Origin of the sequence: Enterococcus quebecensis (assembly GCF_001730365.1) — a bacterium.
Classification (GTDB): Bacteria; Bacillota; Bacilli; order Lactobacillales; family Enterococcaceae; genus Enterococcus_L; species Enterococcus_L quebecensis.
This window is the reverse complement of record NZ_MIKB01000014.1, coordinates 47,396-67,299: the sequence shown is the minus strand read 5'-3', so window position 1 is coordinate 67,299 and position 19,904 is coordinate 47,396. Positions and strand designations below refer to the sequence as shown.

General features: G+C 37.3%; 18 protein-coding genes and 2 other annotated features. Of the genes, 15 read left to right on the top strand and 3 right to left on the bottom strand.

The genetic code is table 11. From position 1 onward, the window contains the following. Positions 1-9 precede the first annotated feature (9 nt). On the top strand, positions 10-96 hold the full coding sequence (locus tag BCR23_RS15005; protein ID WP_420809725.1) for a type I toxin-antitoxin system Fst family toxin: 87 nt from the start codon (positions 10-12) through the stop codon (positions 94-96). Between the two features lie 529 nt (positions 97-625). Here the strand turns inward: BCR23_RS15005 and BCR23_RS08380 are convergent. Beyond that, positions 626-1,504, bottom strand: coding sequence for a YitT family protein (locus BCR23_RS08380; RefSeq protein WP_069635041.1), 879 nt, complete (start codon positions 1,502-1,504; stop codon positions 626-628). A 184-nt stretch (positions 1,505-1,688) separates the two neighbouring features. Beyond that, positions 1,689-2,171, bottom strand: coding sequence for a cysteine hydrolase family protein (locus tag BCR23_RS08375; protein WP_069635040.1), 483 nt, complete (start codon positions 2,169-2,171; stop codon positions 1,689-1,691). Positions 2,172-2,385: 214 nt separating this feature from the next. On the opposite strand from BCR23_RS08375, the gene gshAB reads away from it, so the two are divergent. Next, positions 2,386-4,671, top strand: coding sequence for a bifunctional glutamate--cysteine ligase/glutathione synthetase (gene gshAB, locus BCR23_RS08370; protein WP_069635039.1), 2,286 nt, complete (start codon positions 2,386-2,388; stop codon positions 4,669-4,671). Between the two features lie 50 nt (positions 4,672-4,721). On the opposite strand, the gene BCR23_RS08365 is transcribed toward gshAB, so the two are convergent. Then, entirely contained in the window at positions 4,722-5,168 is a 447-nt protein-coding gene (locus BCR23_RS08365) for a YueI family protein (RefSeq protein WP_069635038.1), read from the bottom strand. A gap of 199 nt (positions 5,169-5,367) precedes the next feature. Here BCR23_RS08365 and fitA point away from each other — a divergent pair, with 199 nt between their 5' ends. From fitA to trpA, 13 genes are all read left to right on the top strand, one after another. Continuing rightward, positions 5,368-6,315 (top strand): iron chelate ABC transporter permease FitA, encoded by a 948-nt coding sequence (fitA, locus tag BCR23_RS08360; protein WP_069635037.1) that lies wholly within the window; start codon positions 5,368-5,370, stop codon positions 6,313-6,315. Further along, a complete protein-coding gene (fitB, locus tag BCR23_RS08355) occupies positions 6,312-7,280 on the top strand; it encodes an iron chelate uptake ABC transporter family permease subunit FitB (protein WP_069635036.1) in 969 nt (322 codons plus the stop codon). The genes fitA and fitB overlap by 4 nt, the downstream gene beginning before the upstream one ends. Further along, on the top strand, positions 7,277-8,035 hold the full coding sequence (fitC, locus tag BCR23_RS08350) for an iron chelate ABC transporter ATP-binding protein FitD (protein WP_069635035.1): 759 nt from the start codon (positions 7,277-7,279) through the stop codon (positions 8,033-8,035). Before fitB ends, fitC begins: the two co-directional genes overlap by 4 nt. Positions 8,036-8,481: 446 nt before the next feature. Continuing rightward, positions 8,482-9,444: an iron chelate ABC transporter substrate-binding protein FitD gene (gene fitD / locus BCR23_RS08345; protein WP_069635034.1), complete on the top strand. Its 963-nt coding sequence runs from the start codon at positions 8,482-8,484 to the stop codon at positions 9,442-9,444. A gap of 109 nt (positions 9,445-9,553) precedes the next feature. Continuing rightward, positions 9,554-9,787, top strand: a binding site (T-box leader). 269 nt (positions 9,788-10,056) lie between these two features. Then, positions 10,057-11,733: a peptide ABC transporter substrate-binding protein gene (locus BCR23_RS08340; protein ID WP_141706719.1), complete on the top strand. Its 1,677-nt coding sequence runs from the start codon at positions 10,057-10,059 to the stop codon at positions 11,731-11,733. A gap of 23 nt (positions 11,734-11,756) precedes the next feature. Further along, positions 11,757-12,995 carry a peptidase T gene (gene pepT, locus BCR23_RS08335; RefSeq protein ID WP_069635033.1) on the top strand — a complete coding sequence of 413 codons (1,239 nt, stop codon included), beginning with the start codon at positions 11,757-11,759 and terminating at the stop codon, positions 12,993-12,995. 67 nt (positions 12,996-13,062) lie between these two features. Further along, positions 13,063-13,290: a binding site (T-box leader), on the top strand. 323 nt (positions 13,291-13,613) lie between these two features. After that, positions 13,614-14,978 carry an anthranilate synthase component I gene (gene trpE / locus BCR23_RS08330; RefSeq protein ID WP_069635032.1) on the top strand — a complete coding sequence of 455 codons (1,365 nt, stop codon included), beginning with the start codon at positions 13,614-13,616 and terminating at the stop codon, positions 14,976-14,978. After that, positions 14,975-15,568, top strand: a complete 594-nt coding sequence (locus BCR23_RS08325; protein WP_069635031.1) for an anthranilate synthase component II — start codon at positions 14,975-14,977, stop codon at positions 15,566-15,568. The genes trpE and BCR23_RS08325 overlap by 4 nt, the downstream gene beginning before the upstream one ends. Beyond that, positions 15,552-16,565 (top strand): anthranilate phosphoribosyltransferase, encoded by a 1,014-nt coding sequence (gene trpD, locus BCR23_RS08320; RefSeq protein WP_069635030.1) that lies wholly within the window; start codon positions 15,552-15,554, stop codon positions 16,563-16,565. Before BCR23_RS08325 ends, trpD begins: the two co-directional genes overlap by 17 nt. Then, on the top strand, positions 16,566-17,324 hold the full coding sequence (gene trpC, locus BCR23_RS08315; protein WP_069635029.1) for an indole-3-glycerol phosphate synthase TrpC: 759 nt from the start codon (positions 16,566-16,568) through the stop codon (positions 17,322-17,324). Further along, the gene (locus tag BCR23_RS08310; RefSeq protein ID WP_069635028.1) at positions 17,321-17,914 is read left to right on the top strand and encodes a phosphoribosylanthranilate isomerase; all 594 of its coding nucleotides are present in this window, start codon (positions 17,321-17,323) and stop codon (positions 17,912-17,914) included. Before trpC ends, BCR23_RS08310 begins: the two co-directional genes overlap by 4 nt. Then, positions 17,907-19,100, top strand: coding sequence for a tryptophan synthase subunit beta (gene trpB, locus BCR23_RS08305; protein WP_069635027.1), 1,194 nt, complete (start codon positions 17,907-17,909; stop codon positions 19,098-19,100). The genes BCR23_RS08310 and trpB overlap by 8 nt, the downstream gene beginning before the upstream one ends. Further along, positions 19,097-19,870: a tryptophan synthase subunit alpha gene (gene trpA / locus BCR23_RS08300; protein WP_069635026.1), complete on the top strand. Its 774-nt coding sequence runs from the start codon at positions 19,097-19,099 to the stop codon at positions 19,868-19,870. The genes trpB and trpA overlap by 4 nt, the downstream gene beginning before the upstream one ends. The last annotated feature ends 34 nt before the right edge of the window (positions 19,871-19,904 follow it).

Sequence of the window (19,904 nt, the reverse complement as noted above, 5' to 3'; positions counted from 1 at the left end):
GTGTATCTTATGCTTTTAGCATTTCTCTGCCCTCTTCTTGTAGGGATATTGGTCTCTTTGTTTGAATATTGGCTAAATACCAAAAAGAATAAGTAAAACAAATGACGGCGACATTAGCCCACGAAAAACCCCTAGAGATCCGACTCTCTAGGGGTTTAGTGTATCTTATGCTTTTTTTCTGCATGTTAATTGTATCATTAAGGATACATGATGTACAGAGGAAATTGATTATTCGAGGTCTAAATGGTTTGTTCCGCTTTTCTCTGGTCCAGCTGCATGAACCAGCTCTTCGGAAAAAAGATGAATCCTATTAGTGACAAAAAGCGCCACGAATAGGATTCCCTATTTTTCTGTCAGAGCTAAACGGGTTCATTCCGCTTTTCTCTTGATCCAACTGCATGAACCAGACCTCTCAACAAATAGACAAACTGTGGGGAAGATAAAGAGCATCTTCTCCACAGTTTCCTAATTTGTTCGAGGTCTAAACGGTTCATTCCGCTTTTCTTGATCCAGCTGCACAAAGCAACTCTCAAGGAAAATAGACAAATCTATGTAAAGATAAAGAGCATCTTTACATAGATTTCCTAATTTTCATGAGAGCTAAGCGCTTTGTTTCGCTTTTAGTTTACAAGTTATTCGTTTCGATTCCATAGTCTTCGGCAATTTTTTTCAAACTAAATCCTTTACCGAAAACCTCGCTGGCATTCATTGAAACAATAAAGGCTTCTTCATCAATTGCTAACACATTTTCTTTGATGCGGGCAAAATCTTTTTCGCTAATGACGGTCATCATTAGCATGCTTGGATTGTTTTGATAGCCACCTTCAATTGGAACCAGTGTTAATCCTTTATCCATATCCACCAAGATTTTCTCTTTGATTTCAGCATATTTTGGTGAGATAATCATCACATTTTTCGAGCGGACGAAACCGACTTGAACCATATCTACTACGCGTCCAATAAGGTATAAACAGATCAATGAGAATAGGACGGTATCAGTATTGAAAACGAATAAAGCTGATAAAATTACTAATCCATCTACAAATAAAATCGATACACCAAGTGAAATTTTAAAATATTTATTGACGATTTGTGAAATAATAGCTGTTCCACCTGTTGAAGCATTTCCTCTAAATTCCAGACCTAAACCAATACCTGTTAAGATCCCACCAAATATTGTTGCTAGAAAAATATTATGGGTAAGTACAGGTAGATGAGTAGTAATACCCACGAAGAATGGATAGATCAAGCTACCATAAATTGTTTTGATCCCAACTTCTTTTCCCAAAAGTAAAAAGCAGAGACCCAATAAAGGTAAATTAATCGCATATAAAACCAAGGCTGGATTGATGCCGAAAAGGTAGTTGATTACCACACTAATTCCGTTGGCACCGCCGGCAACAATTTTGTTTGGCAGTAAAATCGAATTGATTGATACCGCTAAAATAAAAGATCCAATCGTCACGTATAAGGTGTCTTGGATTTGTCTTTTGGTAAATTTCATTTCTTACATTCCTCCATTTTCAAAGAATAATGGTGTTTCAATGTTGAACGGGAAATAAGAGCAATAGAAAATAGTTCAACAAATAACCCCTAGTTATACTATCATGAATGACTAGGAGATACATGAGATAATTTTAATTTTTTATGTGATGATTGTGGTAAGCTTATATAAAGCAGAAATTGAATCAAATAAAGGTTAAAAAACGCCCATTCCAAAGATTTTCATGGTGTTGGATAATTGTTTTAGCGTCTAATAAATCATTATTAAAGGTTGTGCTTAATCCTTTTTTCATAAAATTACGGTAGCCTAAGCCGTGAGCCATCCGGATGGTTGTGTCCACACAGTATTCTGTTTGAGCGCCACAAAATTCTAGTTCAGTGATGTTGTGTTCATCCAATAGTTTTCTTAACGTTGTTTTGAAAAAAGAATTAGCATGGGTTTTACCAATATAGAAATCTTCCTCTCTGGCATCCAGTTCATCAAACAATTGCCATGCAGGGCTGTTTGGAACCAATTCTTCATCTTCATGTTGAATAAAAATAATTGGCAAGTGATTTTTTCGATAATCAGTGATACGTTGGTTGACACTAGCGAGTACTTCATTTAACTGAAATAGGCCATTTAAACCATTTTGCAAATCAATTACGATCAAGGCTTTGTTTTTCATTGTTAGGCTCCTTGTGTACAATTATTTTTTCTAGTATACAGTAAAAGATGTGTATAAAAAAGACTAACGATTCATATGAAAAAGTGATCAATTTTCATAAGGATTAAAAAGTTTGTTTGAATTTAACAAAATTTAAGCTAAAATATTCTTTTTACCTCTTTTTTTCTATATAATGGTTGGTAATGGAATAATAACGGGGAAGAAAGGCGACAGTATGAAATTTAAAGAGTTGTTACAACAAAAGAGTGTGCGCCCATATGTGATGGCAGCACGTTTTGGATTAGAAAAGGAAAGTCAGCGTACGACGTTTGATGGGCAATTAGCGGTAACCGATCATCCAGAGGTTTTGGGGAATCGCTCTTACCATCCGTATGTCCAAACAGATTTTAGCGAAACACAAATGGAATTGATTACACCAGTGGCTAATTCCATCAACGAAATGCTGCGTTATCTTGCAGCGATTCATGATGTAGCTTTACGTTCAATGAATAAACATGAAATGCTTTGGCCGTTAAGTATGCCGCCAAAACTACCACTAAAAGATGAAGATATCAAGATAGCCAAGCTTGACCAATTTGAAGGGATTTTGTATCGCCGCTATTTGGCACGAGAATATGGTAAGCGCAAGCAAATGGTCAGCGGTATTCACTTTAATTTTGAGTATGCCATTGAATTGACTCAACGACTGTTCTCAGAACAAACAGAATATGAAACAATCGAAGAGTTCAAAAATATTTTATACATGAAAGTTTCACGTAATTATTTACGTTATCGTTGGTTGATTACTTATTTATTTGGCGCTTCTCCAGTGAGTGAAACAGGCTACTTTGCTGATCAAGAAGATCGTCCTAAAGAGCCAGTAAGAAGTATTCGCAACAGCTCATTTGGTTATAAAAACCGAGAAAATGTCAAAGTATCTTACGAGTCCTTACAACATTACATCAAAGATATTCATCGAATGGTTGAAAACGGCATATTATCGGAAGAAAAAGAATTCTATTCAGCTGTCAGACTACGTGGTGGTAAACGAATGGCTGATTTGCCTAAAACCGGCGTTCGCTATATTGAATTAAGAAATTTAGACTTAAATCCGTTTACTCCTTTAGGTGTAGATGAAGAAACGCTTGAATTTATTCATTTGTTCATGTTGTATTTATTGTGGACAGATGAAAAAGAAGCACCAAATGATTGGGTAGCTACTGGGGACTTTTTAAATGAGCAAGTAGCTTTAGGCCATCCGTTTGCTCAGGTAAAACTTCTAGCTGAAGGTGACCGGATTTTTGCTGAAATGGATGAAATGATTGAAGCATTAGGTTTATTTAGAGCTAAAAAATCAGTGGATGTTCATCGCACGCAGCTTAGGACACCAGATTTAACCGTTGCGGGGAAAATGTGGACAATCATTGAAAGTAATTCTAACCAAGATTTAGGGATTGTTTTTGGGAAAGAGTACCAGTCAATGGCTTTTGAACGTCCGTATCAATTAGCTGGCTTTAGAAATATGGAATTATCCACACAGCTGTTTTTATTTGATACTATTCAAAAAGGTGCGGAAATAGAAATACTGGATGAACAAGAGCAGTTTTTAAAACTTCAACACAATGACCATATTGAATATGTTAAAAATGCCAATATGACTAGTAAGGACAGTTACATCGTTCCGTTGATTATGGAGAATAAGACAGTCACTAAAAAAGTCTTGGCAGAAGCTGGATTTAATGTGCCAGCTGGAGATGAGTTTCATACAATAGAGGGTGCAGAACAGGCTTACGTGAAGTATTCAGAAAAAGCCTTTGTAATCAAACCTAAAACAACGAATTATGGGCTAGGCATCACGATTTTTAAAGAAGGAGCTTCACTAGCGGATTATACGGAAGCATTGAATTTAGCCTTCAAAGAAGATTCAGCTGTTTTGATCGAAGAGTTTCTGCCGGGAACGGAATATCGTTTCTTTGTTTTAGATGACCAAGTGCGGGCAATTATGCTGCGTGTACCAGCAAATGTGATAGGCGATGGCGTTCGTTCTGTTGAAGCTTTGGTTGCAGAAAAAAATCTTGATCCATTACGAGGAACTAATCATCGATCGCCATTGGAAGTGATCCAGTTAGGTGATGTAGAACGATTGATGTTAAAAGAGCAAAATTTATTGACAACCTCTGTTCCTGAAAAAGATCAAATCGTTTATCTGAGAGAAAATTCAAATGTCAGCACAGGTGGGGATTCCATTGATGTGACAGACGATTTTGATGAGAGTTATAAACAAATCGCAGTTGAAGCTGTGCAGGCTTTAGGAGCGAAAATATGCGGAATTGATTTGATCGTGCCAGATAAATCAATTAAAGGAAGCAAGGACAGCCAAACATATGGAATTATAGAAGCAAACTTCAATCCAGCGATGCATATGCATGCTTATCCTCATGCAGGTCAAGGTCGCCATTTAACGATGGATGTATTGAAGATGTTATATCCGGAGTTGTTTGAGAAAGAAGAGAACAAATAAAGAAAATACCTGTCAAAACCGATAGTTGGTTTTGACAGGTATTTTTATTTTTAGCGGAATAATTTGTGCCAGAAACTTTTTTTAGGTGTTTCAGCTTCAGTATCTGGAATTTGTTTAGGGTATTTTTCTTCAATATCAATAACTTCTTCGTTTACTGCTTCTTTAGCTGTTAAAACCAAACCTATAGCATCTGGTGTATTGCTTACAGAATCATTAACGACAGTGAACTTCATTTGTTTGTCATTGATTAACTTAATGTAGTTGGATTGTAGTGTAATATCCATTGCACCATTTAATAGGATCGTTGCATCTGGATGTAAAGTTAGTTCTTGTATGAAGTTTACTTTATCATCAGTATTTTTCATCTGTGTAATCGTCATAGTCAGGTAACAGCGTTCACGAAAAGTACCCATGTATTTTCGCTGTTCTTCTGGTTTAAGCAATGGGGTGCCATACATCGCATTATCTAAATGTTTCTGTAAGTCATCTTGTGCCATTTATTATCTAACCTGCTTCCATTTAATAGTCTTGATTCAGATTATAGCATAGAACGAGTAAGAAGGACCTGGAAGAACTGAAAATCTTCGCTAAATGAGAATGGAAAAAGACAGAAAAGTGTTGCTTTTATTGTGATTTTCGCATAGACTAGGAAATAAGAATGAAAATCATTCTCAATTAGAAAGACGGAGCGAGTATATGAAAAAAATAGGCCTATTTGTTCTCTTACTCCTTTTGATTGTAGCCTCTATTTTTGTCGGAGTGAAAGATATTTCTCTGGCACAATTATTTCAATGGGATTCACAGCAACAATTAGTATTGTTAACAACGAGGATACCTCGGACGATTAGTTTGGTGATTGCTGGAAGTACGATTAGTATTTCTGGATTGATCATGCAGCATCTAACACAAAATAAATTTGTTTCGCCAAGTACGGCAGGTACAATGGACAGTGCACGCTTAGGGATTTTGGTCGTGATGGTTCTTTTTCCTAGCGCACCATTATTGTTTCGTTCATTTGTCGCGTTCTTATTTGCGTTTGGCGGCACGTTAGTTTTTATTTATTTAACACGTTTTTTACCTGCGAAAAATCAAGTCATGATTCCGTTGATTGGCGTAATGTTTGGAAATATCATCGGATCGGTAGCGACATTTTTTGCGTACCAATTTCAGCTAGTTCAAAATATGTCTTCTTGGTTGCAAGGGAATTTTTCGACAGTCATGAAAGGCAATTATGAACTACTTTATCTGACGATTCCTTTATTGATCGTTACCTATTTGTTTGCCTATCGTTTTACAGTAGTCGGTATGGGAGAAGATATGGCGACGAATCTGGGATTGAATTATCAACGTATTCAGCTATTTGGTTTGGGCATTGTGGCTTTATCTAGTGCGGTGGTCTTGATCATGGTGGGAAATATTCCCTTTTTGGGTGTGATTGTACCCAACCTTGTCTCAATGCGATATGGAGATCATATGAAAAATACCTTGGCGATCACAGCTGTGGGTGGAAGTATCTTTTTACTGGCATGCGATGTATTAGCCAGAGTCGTGATTGCGCCTTATGAAGTACCGGTGAGCGTGGTTGTAGGAGTACTAGGCAGCTTTATTTTTATCGCACTACTGATGAGGAGGAAAACAGCATGAAAAAATTCTTCCAGTCATCAGCAGTAAAAATCAGTTTATTGTTGATTGCAGTAATTGCGGTTTGCGCCTTGTACCTATCGTATAAAACCTATGGAAATTGGGAATTTGCTTTAGAACTTAGAGGAAAAAAACTATTAGCTTTTGTTTTGGTGGGAGTCGCTGCAACATTTTCAACAATCAGTTTTCAGACGATGACACAAAATCATTTTTTGACACCCAATATTTTAGGGTTGGATTCTTTATATGTCTTTATTCAGACCTTGTTATTTTTCTTTTTAGGCGGACAGCAGCTTTTAGGGAAAGAAACCATAGCAACTTTTCTTTTCAATGTATTATTAATGGTTGCAGCTAGTATTGTTTTGTCTCGTTTCTTGTTAAAAAAAGGCAGTAATGATCTGTTTTTATTATTAATGGTTGGTATTATTTTAGGTACGTTTTTTAATAGTATCAGTACTTTTTTACAAGTAGTGATGGATCCAAATGAGTATGATTTGCTGCAAGGAAAACTATTTGCAAGTTTCGGTAATGTAAATAGTCAGCACTTACTAGTTGCAGGCGTTTTGATTACCTTATTAGCAGGTTTCTTATGGGTGAAAAGTCATGCATTAGATGTGTTGCATTTGGGAAATGATCAAGCAACGAGTTTAGGAATTAATGTTCCAATATTTCAATTTGTATTGTTAACTGTGGTCAGCGCCTTGATTGGGTTATCCACTGCATTAGTTGGACCTGTAACATTTCTTGGATTCATTGTAGCTAATATGAGCTATCAGTTGATGGGGACGTATAGGCATCGTGAATTATTCCTAGGCGGAAGTTTATTATCGATTTTACTGTTGGTCTTCGGTCAATTCCTTGTAGAGCAAGTCTTCCAGTTGAACACGACGTTGAGTATTGTAATTGAATTTGGCGGGGGCTTATATTTTGTTGGGAAAATCATTAGTGAAAGGAAGCAGCAACGATGATAGAAATCAAAAATGTATCGAAAAGATACGGTGAAAAGATAGTTGTTTCAGAAGTTCAATTACCAATTACAGAGCAAAAATTAACTGCCTTTATTGGTCCAAATGGAGCAGGGAAAAGTACGTTGCTTTCGATGATGAGCCGTTTGATTCCTAAAGATACTGGTGAGATTTATTTAGATCATAACGAAGTGAAAACGTGGAAGCAAAGTGAACTGTCTAAAAAATTATCGATTTTAAAACAAGCAAATGGCATTAATTTGAAAATCACGGTTAGAGAATTAGTGAATTTTGGCCGTTTTCCTTATAGCAAAGGTCGTCTGAAAAAAGAAGATCACGAAAAAGTTGAAGAAGCCATGGAAAATTTAGGGTTGTTGGATTTAGCTGATGAACTGATTGATACATTATCGGGCGGACAACTTCAACGTGTTTATATTGCTATGGTTTTGGCTCAAGATACCGATTATATTTTGCTAGATGAACCGTTGAATAATTTAGATATGAACTTTGCAGTTCAAATGATGCAAACATTACGACGATTAGTGGATGAATTTGGAAAAACAGTGGTCATCGTGTTACACGACATCAATTTTGCAGCGAGTTACGCAGATGAAATCGTTGCAATGAAAGACGGACGCTTATTTACACATGGTAGCACCGATGAAATCATCCAGTCAGAAGTATTGAATAAACTCTATGATATGAATATCCGAATCTGTGAGATTGAAGGCAAACGATTCTGTATGTATTTTAACTAGAAAAGCGAAACACGTTTGCCTAGCCTTTGAGCAATATAAGAATAAAAATTATAGCAGAATGCCCTTCTCTGCGAATTTTTCTTCGTTATTGCCGATAAGGCTAACGTGTGTAGCTGGATCAAAAGAAAAGCGAAACACGTTTGCCTAGCCTTTGAGCAATATAAGAATAAAAATTATAGCAGAATGCCCTTCTCTGCGAATTTTTCTTCGTTATTGCCGATAAGGCTAACGTGTGTAGCTGGATCAAAAGAAAAGCGAAACACGTTTGCCTAGCCTTTGAGCAATATAAGAATAAAAATTATAGCAGAATGCCCTTCTCTGCGAATTTTTCTTCGTTATTGCCGATAAGGCTAACGTGTGTAGCTGGATCAAAAGAAAAGCGTAGCACGTTTGCTCAGTCTTTGAGAAATATAAGAACAAAATAATAATCCATTGGAGGAAATAAAATGAAAAAGAAATTCTTGGCAGTGGCAACAATATCAATGATCGCACTTCTTACTTTAGGTGCTTGTGGAAATGATAGTAAAAAGACAGATGATTCAGCTTCTAAAGAATCTGATTCAAAATCAGCGACAACGATCACGGTAAAAGATTCAAATGGTTCAATAGAAGTACCTAAAAATCCGAAGAAAGTTGTTGTTTTTGACAATGGCTCATTAGACACAATGGATGCCTTAGGAGTTGGTAGTACAGTTATTGGTGCTCCTACTAAAAATTTACCTAAATATTTAGATAGCTACAAAAAAGTAGAATCTGCAGGTGGAATCAAAGAACCTGATCTAGAAAAAATCAATCAAATGAAACCAGACTTGATCATTATCTCTGGACGTCAACAAGATTTCCAAGACAAACTAAGCAAAATTGCACCAACGATTTATCTATCAGTAGATGCTAAAGATACTTGGAATTCTACAAAGAAAAACATCGAAACCTTGGCAGAAATTTTTGATAAAAAAGACGAAGCGAAGACAAAGATTGCAGATTTAGAAAAAGAAATTTCAGCTGTTAAAGAAAAAGCGCAAGCAAGTGATGAAAAAGCGTTAGTTGTTTTGGTAAATGAAGGACAACTTTCAGCTTATGGCAAAGGTTCTCGTTTTGGTATTGTTCATGATACATTCGGCTTCAAACAAGCAGACGATAAAATTGAAGCATCAACGCATGGTCAAAGTGTGTCATATGAATATGTATTAGAAAAAAATCCGGATATCTTATTTGTAGTTGATCGTACCAAAGCAATTGGTGGCGATGACAGCAATGATAATGTAGCAAACAATGAATTAGTTAAACAAGCTAACGCTGGTAAAAATGGTAAAGTGATTTCGTTACAGCCAGATGTTTGGTACTTAAGTGGTGGTGGATTAGAATCTACTCATTTGATGATTGAAGATGTGCAAAAAGCATTGAAATAAGTTAAATAAAAAGAAGCCCAGATCGACAGGTGCTTCTTTTTTATTTACTTACTATTGACGCTGCTTCTGCCTTCGTGCTACAATCCATATAATACATTATCTATTAAAATTAAATGTGAAGATAAGGAAAGTATTTTTCAGATAACTCAAAGAGAGTCTCGGTTGGTGGAAAGAGACAGTGAATATGAGGAAGAAAATGGCCTTTGAACAAATTGATCGAACACGTTAAGATCAATTCAGGTGCGCCTGTTATAGCGCCTCAGTATGTTTGTACTGAAAGAGTGGACTTGATTTTAAGTCAATTAAAGGTGGTACCGCGAAAGTTTAGGCTCTCGTCCTTTTATAGGATGAGGGCTTTTTGTTGTGAATCACTACGAATGGCTTCGCCAGAGTAGATGATGAACAATACTTGGCGACCAGAGGGAGCGAAGTCCCCGAACTAGTGAATCACGCCCTGTTGTTTGGATTACATCAAATTCTAAGAGTCAAAGCTCAAAAAATTGAATGACTACCACTGGCTTCGCCAGAGTAGATGATGAACAATACAAGGCGTGCAAAGGGAGCGAAGTCACAGCTTTTCTGAAATTCACACAAACAAGGTAGGAGTAGTTAATGTATACAGTTATTGAAGGGAGAAATAAAATGAAGAAAAAATTATTCGTCATAAGTGCAGTATTAACGGGATTGTTACTAACAGCATGTGGGGGCAATGAAAAAAAAGAACCAACGAAAACCGAAAATACAGGAATCGCAGCAAGCCAAAAAATCAAGATTAGTTCACCAGCACCGCTTTCAACCTTAGATACAACACAAACAATGGACAAAAATACCTTTACGATCGTCCAACATCTGTTTGAAGGATTGTTTCGTTTTGAAGATGATAGTACACCGATTCCAGGTTTAGCGGAAAAAGTCGATATTAGTGAAGATGGTTTAACTTATAAATTTACATTGAAAGATGGCATAAAATGGAGCAATGGTGAGCCAATCACAGCAAAAGATTTTCTTTATTCTTGGAAAAAACTAGTGACACCAGCAACAATTGGTCCAAATGCTTATCTGTTAGATAATGTGAAAAACAGCAAAGCAATCCGTAACGGTGAAAAATCGATTGACGAAATCGGTCTTTCAGCACCAAGTGATAAGGAATTTGAAGTAACGTTGGAACAAGCACAACCATCATTTTTAACTGTTGTTTCAATTGGTTGGCTTGCACCGCAAAATCAGGCATACGTTGAAAAACAAGGGAAAGACTATGCTGCAGATAGCGAACATTTGATTTACAGCGGTCCTTTTATCTTAACAGATTGGGATGCTTCATCAGATTCTTGGACGTTGAAGAAAAATACAGCGTATTATGAGGCAGATAAAGTAAACCTTGAAGAAGTAAAAGTTACTACGATTAAAGAAGAAAATACAGGTATTAATTTGTACCAATCAAATGAATTGGATCTTGCTCGAATCAGTGGTCAGTATGTTCAACAATATAGTGATGACGATGGTTATGTGACGCATTCTGATGTAGCGAATTACTACGTAGATTTCAACAAAAAAGCTGGGACAGCTCCAGCCAATATTCATTTGCGAAAAGCAATTGCTCAAGCAATCGATAAAGATGCCTTAACAAAAAGTGTATTAAATGATGGTTCTAAACCATTAAACGGTTTGATTCCAAGAAACTTGTATAAAAACCCCGAAACTTCTGAAGACTTCAGAAAATTTAGTGGTGACCATTTAGTTTATGACGTGAAAAAAGCACAAGGTGAGTGGGAAAAAGCCAAAGCGGACTTAGGGGATAAAATCAAACTATCACTGTTGGTCTCAGATGATGACAATGGCAAAAAGATCTCTGAATATGTGCAAAGTCAACTACAAGAGAACTTAAAAGGCTTAGAAATCACGATTAATGCGCAACCTAAAAATAATCTTCTGCAAACACGTAAAGATAAAAAATATGAATTGTCACTCTCTGGTTGGATTGCAGGAAGTAGTGATTTAGATTCCTATTTTAACCTGTATGCTGGAGATTCTGCGTATAACTATGGTTCATACAAAAGTGATGCGTATGATAAGCTGATCACGGATGCACGGACAGTCAATGCCAATACGCCAAATAAACAATTTGATGATTACAAAGAAGCAGAAGATATTTTATTAGATCAAGATGCAGCACAAGTACCCCTTTACCAAAGTGCGTCTAATTATTTGATTAATCCAAAACTCAAAGGAATTAGTTATCACTTGTACGGTGATTATTTCAATCTGAGAACAGCCTTTTTAGAAGATTAGTATTTGAATTTAGGAGGTAAATAATGACCCAACTATTAGAACGATTTATTCGTTATGTTAAAATCAATACTCGCTCAGATGCAGCTAGTCAGAGCGTCCCTACAACCAAAGGACAAGTTGGTTTTGCACGAATTCTTGAAAAAGAATTACAGGAAATCGGCCTTTCTGATATCTATTATAACGAGGAGAATGGTTTCTTAACAGCTGTTTTACCTGCAACAACAAATGAGGATATACCAACAATTGGTTTTATCGCCCATTTAGATACAGCAGATTATAATGCAGAAAATATTCAGCCAAACATTTTTCCAAACTATGATGGTCAAGACGTTGTATTGAATGAAAAACTAGGAATAATAATGGAAACAGAAGAGTTTCCTAATCTAAAGGATTATGTCGGTCAAACATTGATTACAACCGATGGTACGACGTTGTTGGGAGCAGATGACAAAGCTGGGATTGTGGAAATTTTAGAGGCAGTTGACTATTTGTTGAAGCATCCTGAAATTCCTCATGGAAAAGTGCTAGTGGCTTTTGGCCCAGATGAAGAAATCGGACGTGGGGCAGATCTTTTTGATGCACCAAATTTTCCTGCATCATTTGCTTATACAGTTGATAGCGGTAGAGTAGGTTGCTTTGAATACGAAACGTTTAATGCCGCTCAAGCTGTAATCACAATTGAAGGAACAAGCGTCCATCCAGGGACAGCTTATGGAACAATGGTCAATGCGATTAAAGTAGGTGAGAAACTAGATGCTTTGTTGCCTAAAGAGGATGTTCCTGAAAAAACTCGTGGTTATGAAGGGTTTTATTTACTAACAAAATTCATCGGAAGTTTGGATCATGCTGAATTGACGTATATCATTCGAGATCATGACAAGGAACTGTTCCAAAAAAGAAAACAACATCTTCTTGAAATTGTTGATGAACTAAATGCTTCTGCCGACAAAGACCGACTTACCATTGACTTTCTCGATCAGTATTACAACATGAAAGAAATTATCGAAAAAGATATGACGCCAGTAGAGCTAGCGGTTACAGCGATGGAAAATCTTGGGATCAAGCCGGATATTCAACCTTTTAGAGGCGGAACAGATGGTTCGAAAATTTCATTTATGGGTATTCCAACACCTAATTTATTTACCGGTGGCGAGAATTTTCATGGACAATATGAATTTATTACACTGGAATCAATGGAAAAAGCAGCGCAAACGATTGTAGAAATCATTAAAGAAAACGCGATAAAATCACTGAATAGATAACAAATTAAAATATCCATATAAAAAATAGTTGACAATATTAAAATTTTCTAATATGATTATCAACAATAGTAAAGCTTTGAGAAAGAGGAGTAACAACACTGGAACTTTTCAGAGAGCTGATGGTACTGCGAATCAGTAAGGGATGGGTTGCGAATGGACTTTCGAGCAAAATGTTGAATCGTAGTAGGCATTTTCGGGAACTCCCGTTATAGAGTAAGGTCGTTGATAGACGACTGACAAGAGGAAAGATTTTCTTTCAAACTTGAGGTGGCACCGTGAATATTTCGCCCTCAAACCACAGATTTTTGTGTGGTTTGAGGGCTTTTTGTTTTGAATCATGAAAAATAAAGTGATTCGATGATGAAACAATACTTGGCGACGATAAGGAGCGAAGTTACCTTACTAGGAATTATCAAAATCTACAGATAAGGTATAAATATAACGGTATAGGATACCTAAAAGTATCCCACACATAGAATTCCAAGTTTATTAAAAAGAAACTATCTTTTCATTGAGGTGGTACCGTGGATACTATTATTCGCCCTCACAAAACAGCTAAATGTCTGTTTTGTGAGGGCTTTTTACTGTCTCATCAAAAAATGGAAAAGAGGAAATCACATGCAACTAATCAAAGAAATCCAAGCAGATTATTTAACAGCTGTATCAGCATTTTTAAGAATCCAAGGAACAAACAAATGTCTCTTAGAAAGCATTCCTAGGGATAAAAGCAAAGGGCGTTATTCGATTATTGCTTGGGATGCAGTTTCCGAAATTTCTTGTTATGGTCATCAGCTAACAATTGATGAACAAATGATGACTGTAAAAGATCCATTAAAAGAAATTGAAAAATATGTATTGAGAAAAGAAGAGTCAATGAAAGATCTCCCTTTTCAAGGGGGAGCAATCGGTTATGTTGGTTATGACGTCATTGCTTGTTACGAAGATTTAGGTCAGTTGCCATTTGATGAATTGAATGTTCCTGATATCCATTTTTATCTTTTCGATTCTTACTTGATTTTTGATCACGTCGGCGAAAAAATTCATTTGGTTGAAGCTGACACTTACTCAAAACGTGGAGAAAAACAATTGCAAGAAGCTATGAAACAAAAAATAATGGAACTCCAAACCCCAAACCAAGAAGAACAAAAAGAGATCCATTTAAAAAATATGAATTACCAAAGCAACTTTACCAAAGCAGATTTCCAACAGGTAGTTAGCAAAGTAAAAAACTACATCAAACAAGGAGATCTGTTTCAAATGGTTCCTTCACAACGGTTAAGCGCTGATTTTGAAGAGGAACCCTTTGATTATTATCGACGACTACGTGTGACCAACCCTTCAACCTATCTCTATTTTTTAGATTTTGGAGAGACCTATGTTGTTGGCTCTTCCCCAGAAAGTTTAGTTAGTGTGAAAAATCAAGTTGTAACAACTAACCCGATCGCAGGCACTCGTAAACGAGGACAGACACCAGAGCAGGATTCTATTTTAGAACAAGAACTGATAACCGATGAAAAAGAACGAGCAGAGCATTTAATGTTGATTGATCTTGGTAGAAATGATGTAGGTAAGGTCAGTGAAATCAATTCTGTGGAGGTTCCTGTTTATATGACAGTAGAAAAATATCGATTCGTTATGCATTTAGTATCCGTTGTTACTGGCAGGCTAAAAAAAGGATTATCTGCAATGGATGCGTTAAAAGCCACATTACCAGCTGGAACGGTGAGCGGCGCACCTAAAATTCGAGCGATGCAGCGCATTTATGAAATAGAGCCGGTCAAAAGAAATATCTATGCAGGAGCAGTTGGTTACTTATCAAAAAATGATCAAGCCGATTTTGCAATTGCCATTCGAACGATGGTGATTCATAAAAATAAAGCATATGTACAAGCGGGGGCAGGAATCGTTTATGATTCTGATCCTGAAAAAGAATATGAAGAAACACTGCAAAAAGCCAAAGCACTGTTGGAGGTGGAGAAATGATTTTACTGATTGATAACTACGATTCATTTACCTATAATTTGGCGCAGCTGATTGGAGCAGAACAAGAAGTAATGATTACACGAAATGATGATCCTGATGTGTTTCGATTAGCAAAAAAGGCAACAGCAATTGTTCTTTCGCCTGGTCCTGGCACGCCAAAACAAACAGGGCATGTTAGGGAAGTCATTCAACAATTTCATCAGCAAAAACCAATATTAGGAATTTGCTTAGGTCATCAAACAATTGGTGAAGTATTTGGTGGGCAAGTCGTTTTAGCAAAGGAAATCAGGCATGGTAAACAATCGGAGGTCACGATCAATGAAAACAATCGTCTCTTTCGTGGAATAACTAAAAAAATCGCTGTAATGCGGTATCACTCGCTGGTAATCAAACAACAAAGCTTGCCAAAAGACTTTATGATTACAGCAATTACCGATGATGATCAGGAAATCATGGCAATAGAACATCGAGACCATCCGATTTTTGGTCTTCAATTTCACCCTGAATCAATTGGAACGCCTGATGGGGCAATGATGATTAAGAATTTTATTCAACTAACGGAGGACTACCGCAATGGAAAAATTATTTGAAAAAGTGTTTGGAAACGAACATTTAACACGTATAGAATCACAACAAATAGCAGAGAAAATTTTTGAAGGTCAAATGACGGATAGTCAAATTGCTGCATTTTTGACCGCCTTGAAATGTAAAGGAGAAACTGCTGAAGAAATTGCGGGAATTGCTGAAACGATTCAGCGAAAGGCTGTAATGATTGATTGTCAAAAAGAGAATGTTATGGATAATTGCGGCACTGGTGGGGATCAGTCCGGGAGTTTCAATATTAGTACAACAGCAGCCTTTGTTTTATCAGCAGGTGGAGTGACAGTTGCCAAGCATGGCAATCGCAGCATTTCTAGTAAGTCAGGGAGCGCGGATATTTTTGAATGTTTAGGTGTAAATATTGCTCTTTCGCCAGAAAAGATTAGCACGATTCTTAACGAGGTTGGTTTGGCTTTTCTATTTGCTCCTCACATGCATCCAAAGATGAAATATGTTATGAAGGTTCGAAAAGAGTTAGGTACGCCAACGATTTTAAATTTGATTGGACCATTAACGAACCCAGTGTTGTTAGAGTCGCAATTAATGGGAACGTATCGTCGTGATTTATTGGAAGAGACGGCAAAAACCTTAGGTGAACTGGGACGTAAACGAGCTGTGGTGGTCAATGGAGCAGGTGGTCTAGATGAGGCAACGCTTGCGGGCACAACCCATTTCGCATTGCTAGAACAGGGACAAATCTCTATGCATACAATTGAGCCAGAGGAAGTTGGATTTGCACGTTTACCATTGGCGGCTATTCGTGGCGGTGATGCGAAACAAAACACAGAGATCTTGCTTTCTATTTTGAAAAATCAAGCTAGCCCTTATTTGGATACAGTTCTGTTGAATGCAGGGTTAGGATTTTTCAGTAATGGGAAAGTGTCGACTGTTCAAGAAGGAATTGTTTTGGCTAGAGAGTGCGTTGCAAGTGGTGGCGCTTTTGATAAATTACAACAACTGATTCAAATTCAAAAGGAGGTAGCATAGATGGATTTTTTAGAGAAAATAATCAATGAAAAGCAAAAAGAAGTAGCGTTAATGCCTATAGAGGAACTACAACCACTGCGCCAGACTGCTTCTTTTTATCAACAAGTTAAAGAACACCCTGAAAAAATGCATATTATTGGAGAAGTTAAACGAGCTTCACCCTCTAAAGGAGCAATCAATTTATCGGTGAATGTAATCGAACAAGCCCAAGCATATGAAAAAGCGGGGGTTACAGCTATCTCAGTTTTGACAGATGAGGTCTTCTTTAAAGGTTCTATTGAAGATTTACGGCAAGTTAGTGAACAAGTAACCGTTCCAGTTTTATGTAAAGATTTTATTATTGATGAAAAACAGCTTATTCGTGCCCGTAATGCAGGAGCCACTATAGTTCTTTTGATCGTAGCGGCTCTTCCTCAACGAAAACTAGCAGATCTATACAAGAAAGCAACGTCACTAGGCTTAGAAGTTTTAGTGGAAGTTCATGATGAACAAGAATTAAAAGTAGCGGAAGCATTATCAGCTAAATTGATCGGGGTAAACAACCGTAATTTAAAAACTTTTGATGTTTCCATTTCGGTTAGTCAAAAACTAGGAGAAAAGCAAACAACTGAGGCAGTATATATCAGTGAATCCGGTTTTTCTGGTAAAGAACAGGTAGGTCTGGTGAAAGATGCTTACCAAGCGGTTTTAGTCGGTGAAGGTTTGATGCGTCAAAGTGATCCTAAAGAAAAAGTTAAAGAATTGCAGGTGCTTCGATGAAAGTAAAGATTTGCGGATTAAAAACAAAAGAACAAGTGGATGCAGCTGTCTTTCATGGCGCAGATTATCTTGGATTTGTTTTTGCAAAAAGCAAACGTCAACTATCGCCAGAAAAGGTCAAAGAGATGACTAGAGATGTTCCAAAAGGAGTAAAAAAAATCGGTGTGTTTGTTTCCCCTAGTCAATCAACGGTTGAAACAATTATTCAACAAGCAGATTTAGACATGGTGCAAATACATGGAGAATTACAAGCGGCGAGCTATTCTGTTCCTTTGATTCGAGCTTTATCGGTAGAGGATACGGTTGTTCAACCAATGAGTGCAGAGTATGTCCTTTTTGATGCGCCACCTAAACAATTTGCGGGTGGAAACGGGGAAGTATTTGACTGGGAGAAGTTAGATTTAAGTCAGTTGGAAGAGAAAAAAATTATTATTGCAGGCGGACTGACTGCTGAAAATGTGCAGCAGGTCAAAAAAATACTAGATCCCTATGCTGTTGATGTTTCTAGTGGCGTCGAAACAAACGGAGAAAAAGATCTACAAAAAATCAGTGCTTTTCTAAAAAAAGCTAAGGAGGAATTAGATGTATAATCAACCAAATAATGGATTTTATGGAAATTACGGTGGGCAATTTGTTCCAGAAACCTTGATGTATGCTGTGAAAGAATTAGAGGAAGTTTATGAAGCGTCCAAAACGGATCAAGCATTTCAGGAGGAACTTAACTACTATTTGAAGCAATATGTTGGAAGAGAGAATCCTCTGTATTTTGCTGAGCGTTTAACTAATTACGTAGGCGGAGCTAAAATTTACCTTAAAAGAGAAGACCTAAATCACACTGGTGCCCACAAAATAAATAATACGATCGGTCAAATTTTGCTAGCGAAAAAAATGGGCAAGAAAAAAGTTGTCGCAGAAACAGGAGCTGGCCAACATGGTGTAGCCACCGCCACGGTAGCAGCTTTATTCGGAATGGAATGCACGATTTTCATGGGAGCCGTTGATGTGGCTCGTCAATCTTTGAACGTTTTTAGAATGGAATTATTAGGTGCGAAAGTCGAAAGTGTTACCTCAGGAAGTGAAACACTAAAAGATGCAGTGAACGAAGCCTTACGTTTTTGGGTGGCTAATGTTGAAGACACCCATTACGTGATGGGTTCTGTTTTAGGACCCCATCCATTTCCTGAAATCGTCCGTGACTATCAAAGTATTATTGGGATTGAAGCCAGGCGCCAATTTTTAGAAGTAGAAAATAAACTACCAGATGCAGTTGTTGCTTGTGTAGGCGGCGGCAGTAATGCGATGGGGATTTTCTATCCGTTTATTAATGATGATGTAGCTTTGATTGGTGTTGAGGCTGCTGGACTTGGATTAGATACACAATCTCATGCGGCTTCCATCAATAAAGGGAAAACAGGTGTCCTTCATGGCGCAATGATGAAATTGCTGCAAGACGATGATGGGCAAATTTTAGAAGCGTTCTCCATTTCCGCAGGCTTAGACTACCCTGGTCTTGGACCAGAGCATTGTCATTTAAACGAAACTCAAAGAGCAAGTTATGAATCCGTGACGGATCAAGAGGCAGTAGCGGCATTCAAAATTTTGTGCCAAACAGAAGGAATTATTCCAGCTTTAGAAAGTTCTCATGCCATTAGTCATGCGCTGAAAGTTGCAAAAGAGCTTGGGGGAGAGAAACAAATCATTGTTTGTCTTTCAGGTCGTGGTGATAAAGATGTCCAGCAAATCAAAGAATTATTCCAACAGGAGGAAAACCAATGAAAACGTTGACGAAACAGCTGACAAAAAAACAACAAGCGAATGAAACTATTTTTGTTCCGTACATCATGGCAGGAGCGCAAGGGCTAGAGCAACTAGCAGAAGAAATTCAACTGTTGACAGACGCTGGAGCAAGTGCGATCGAGTTGGGGATTCCTTTTTCAGATCCAGTTGCAGACGGTCCTGTGATCCAAGCTGCGGGTTTGCGAGCATTAGGAAAAGGTGTGACGTTGGGAAAAATAATCCAGCAATTAAAACAAATCAAAACGCCAACGCCACTAGTGTTGATGACGTATTTCAATCCGGTTTTCACCTATGGATTAGAAAAGTTTATTCAAGAATTGGCTGAAACGAATGTTTTAGGTTTAATCATTCCAGATTTACCGTATGAACATCGGGAGTTATTAATACCGTTGTTAAAAAATAGTGATATTTCATTGATTCCTTTAGTTGCCTTGACTACACCGAGAGAACGAATCCCAGAATTAGTGAAAGCTGGGGAAGGATTTATTTACGCAGTAGCAGTCAATGGAGTAACTGGAGCTGGGCGGAATTACCAAGAAACATTAGATGAACATTTAGCCTACATCCAAGAAGTCAGTGACAAACCTGTTTTGGCAGGATTTGGCGTATCATCTAAAGAGCATGTGGAACGTTTTAGAAAAAGTTGTGCAGGCGTGATTGTAGGCAGTAAAATCGTTCAGTTATTAAGTGAAGGGGAAAAATCAGAAGTCACAACTTTCATCGAAGAAGCAGTTAGTAACGAATTTTAGATTTCTTATTTTTTTATTGTTCCCCTTGCCTTGG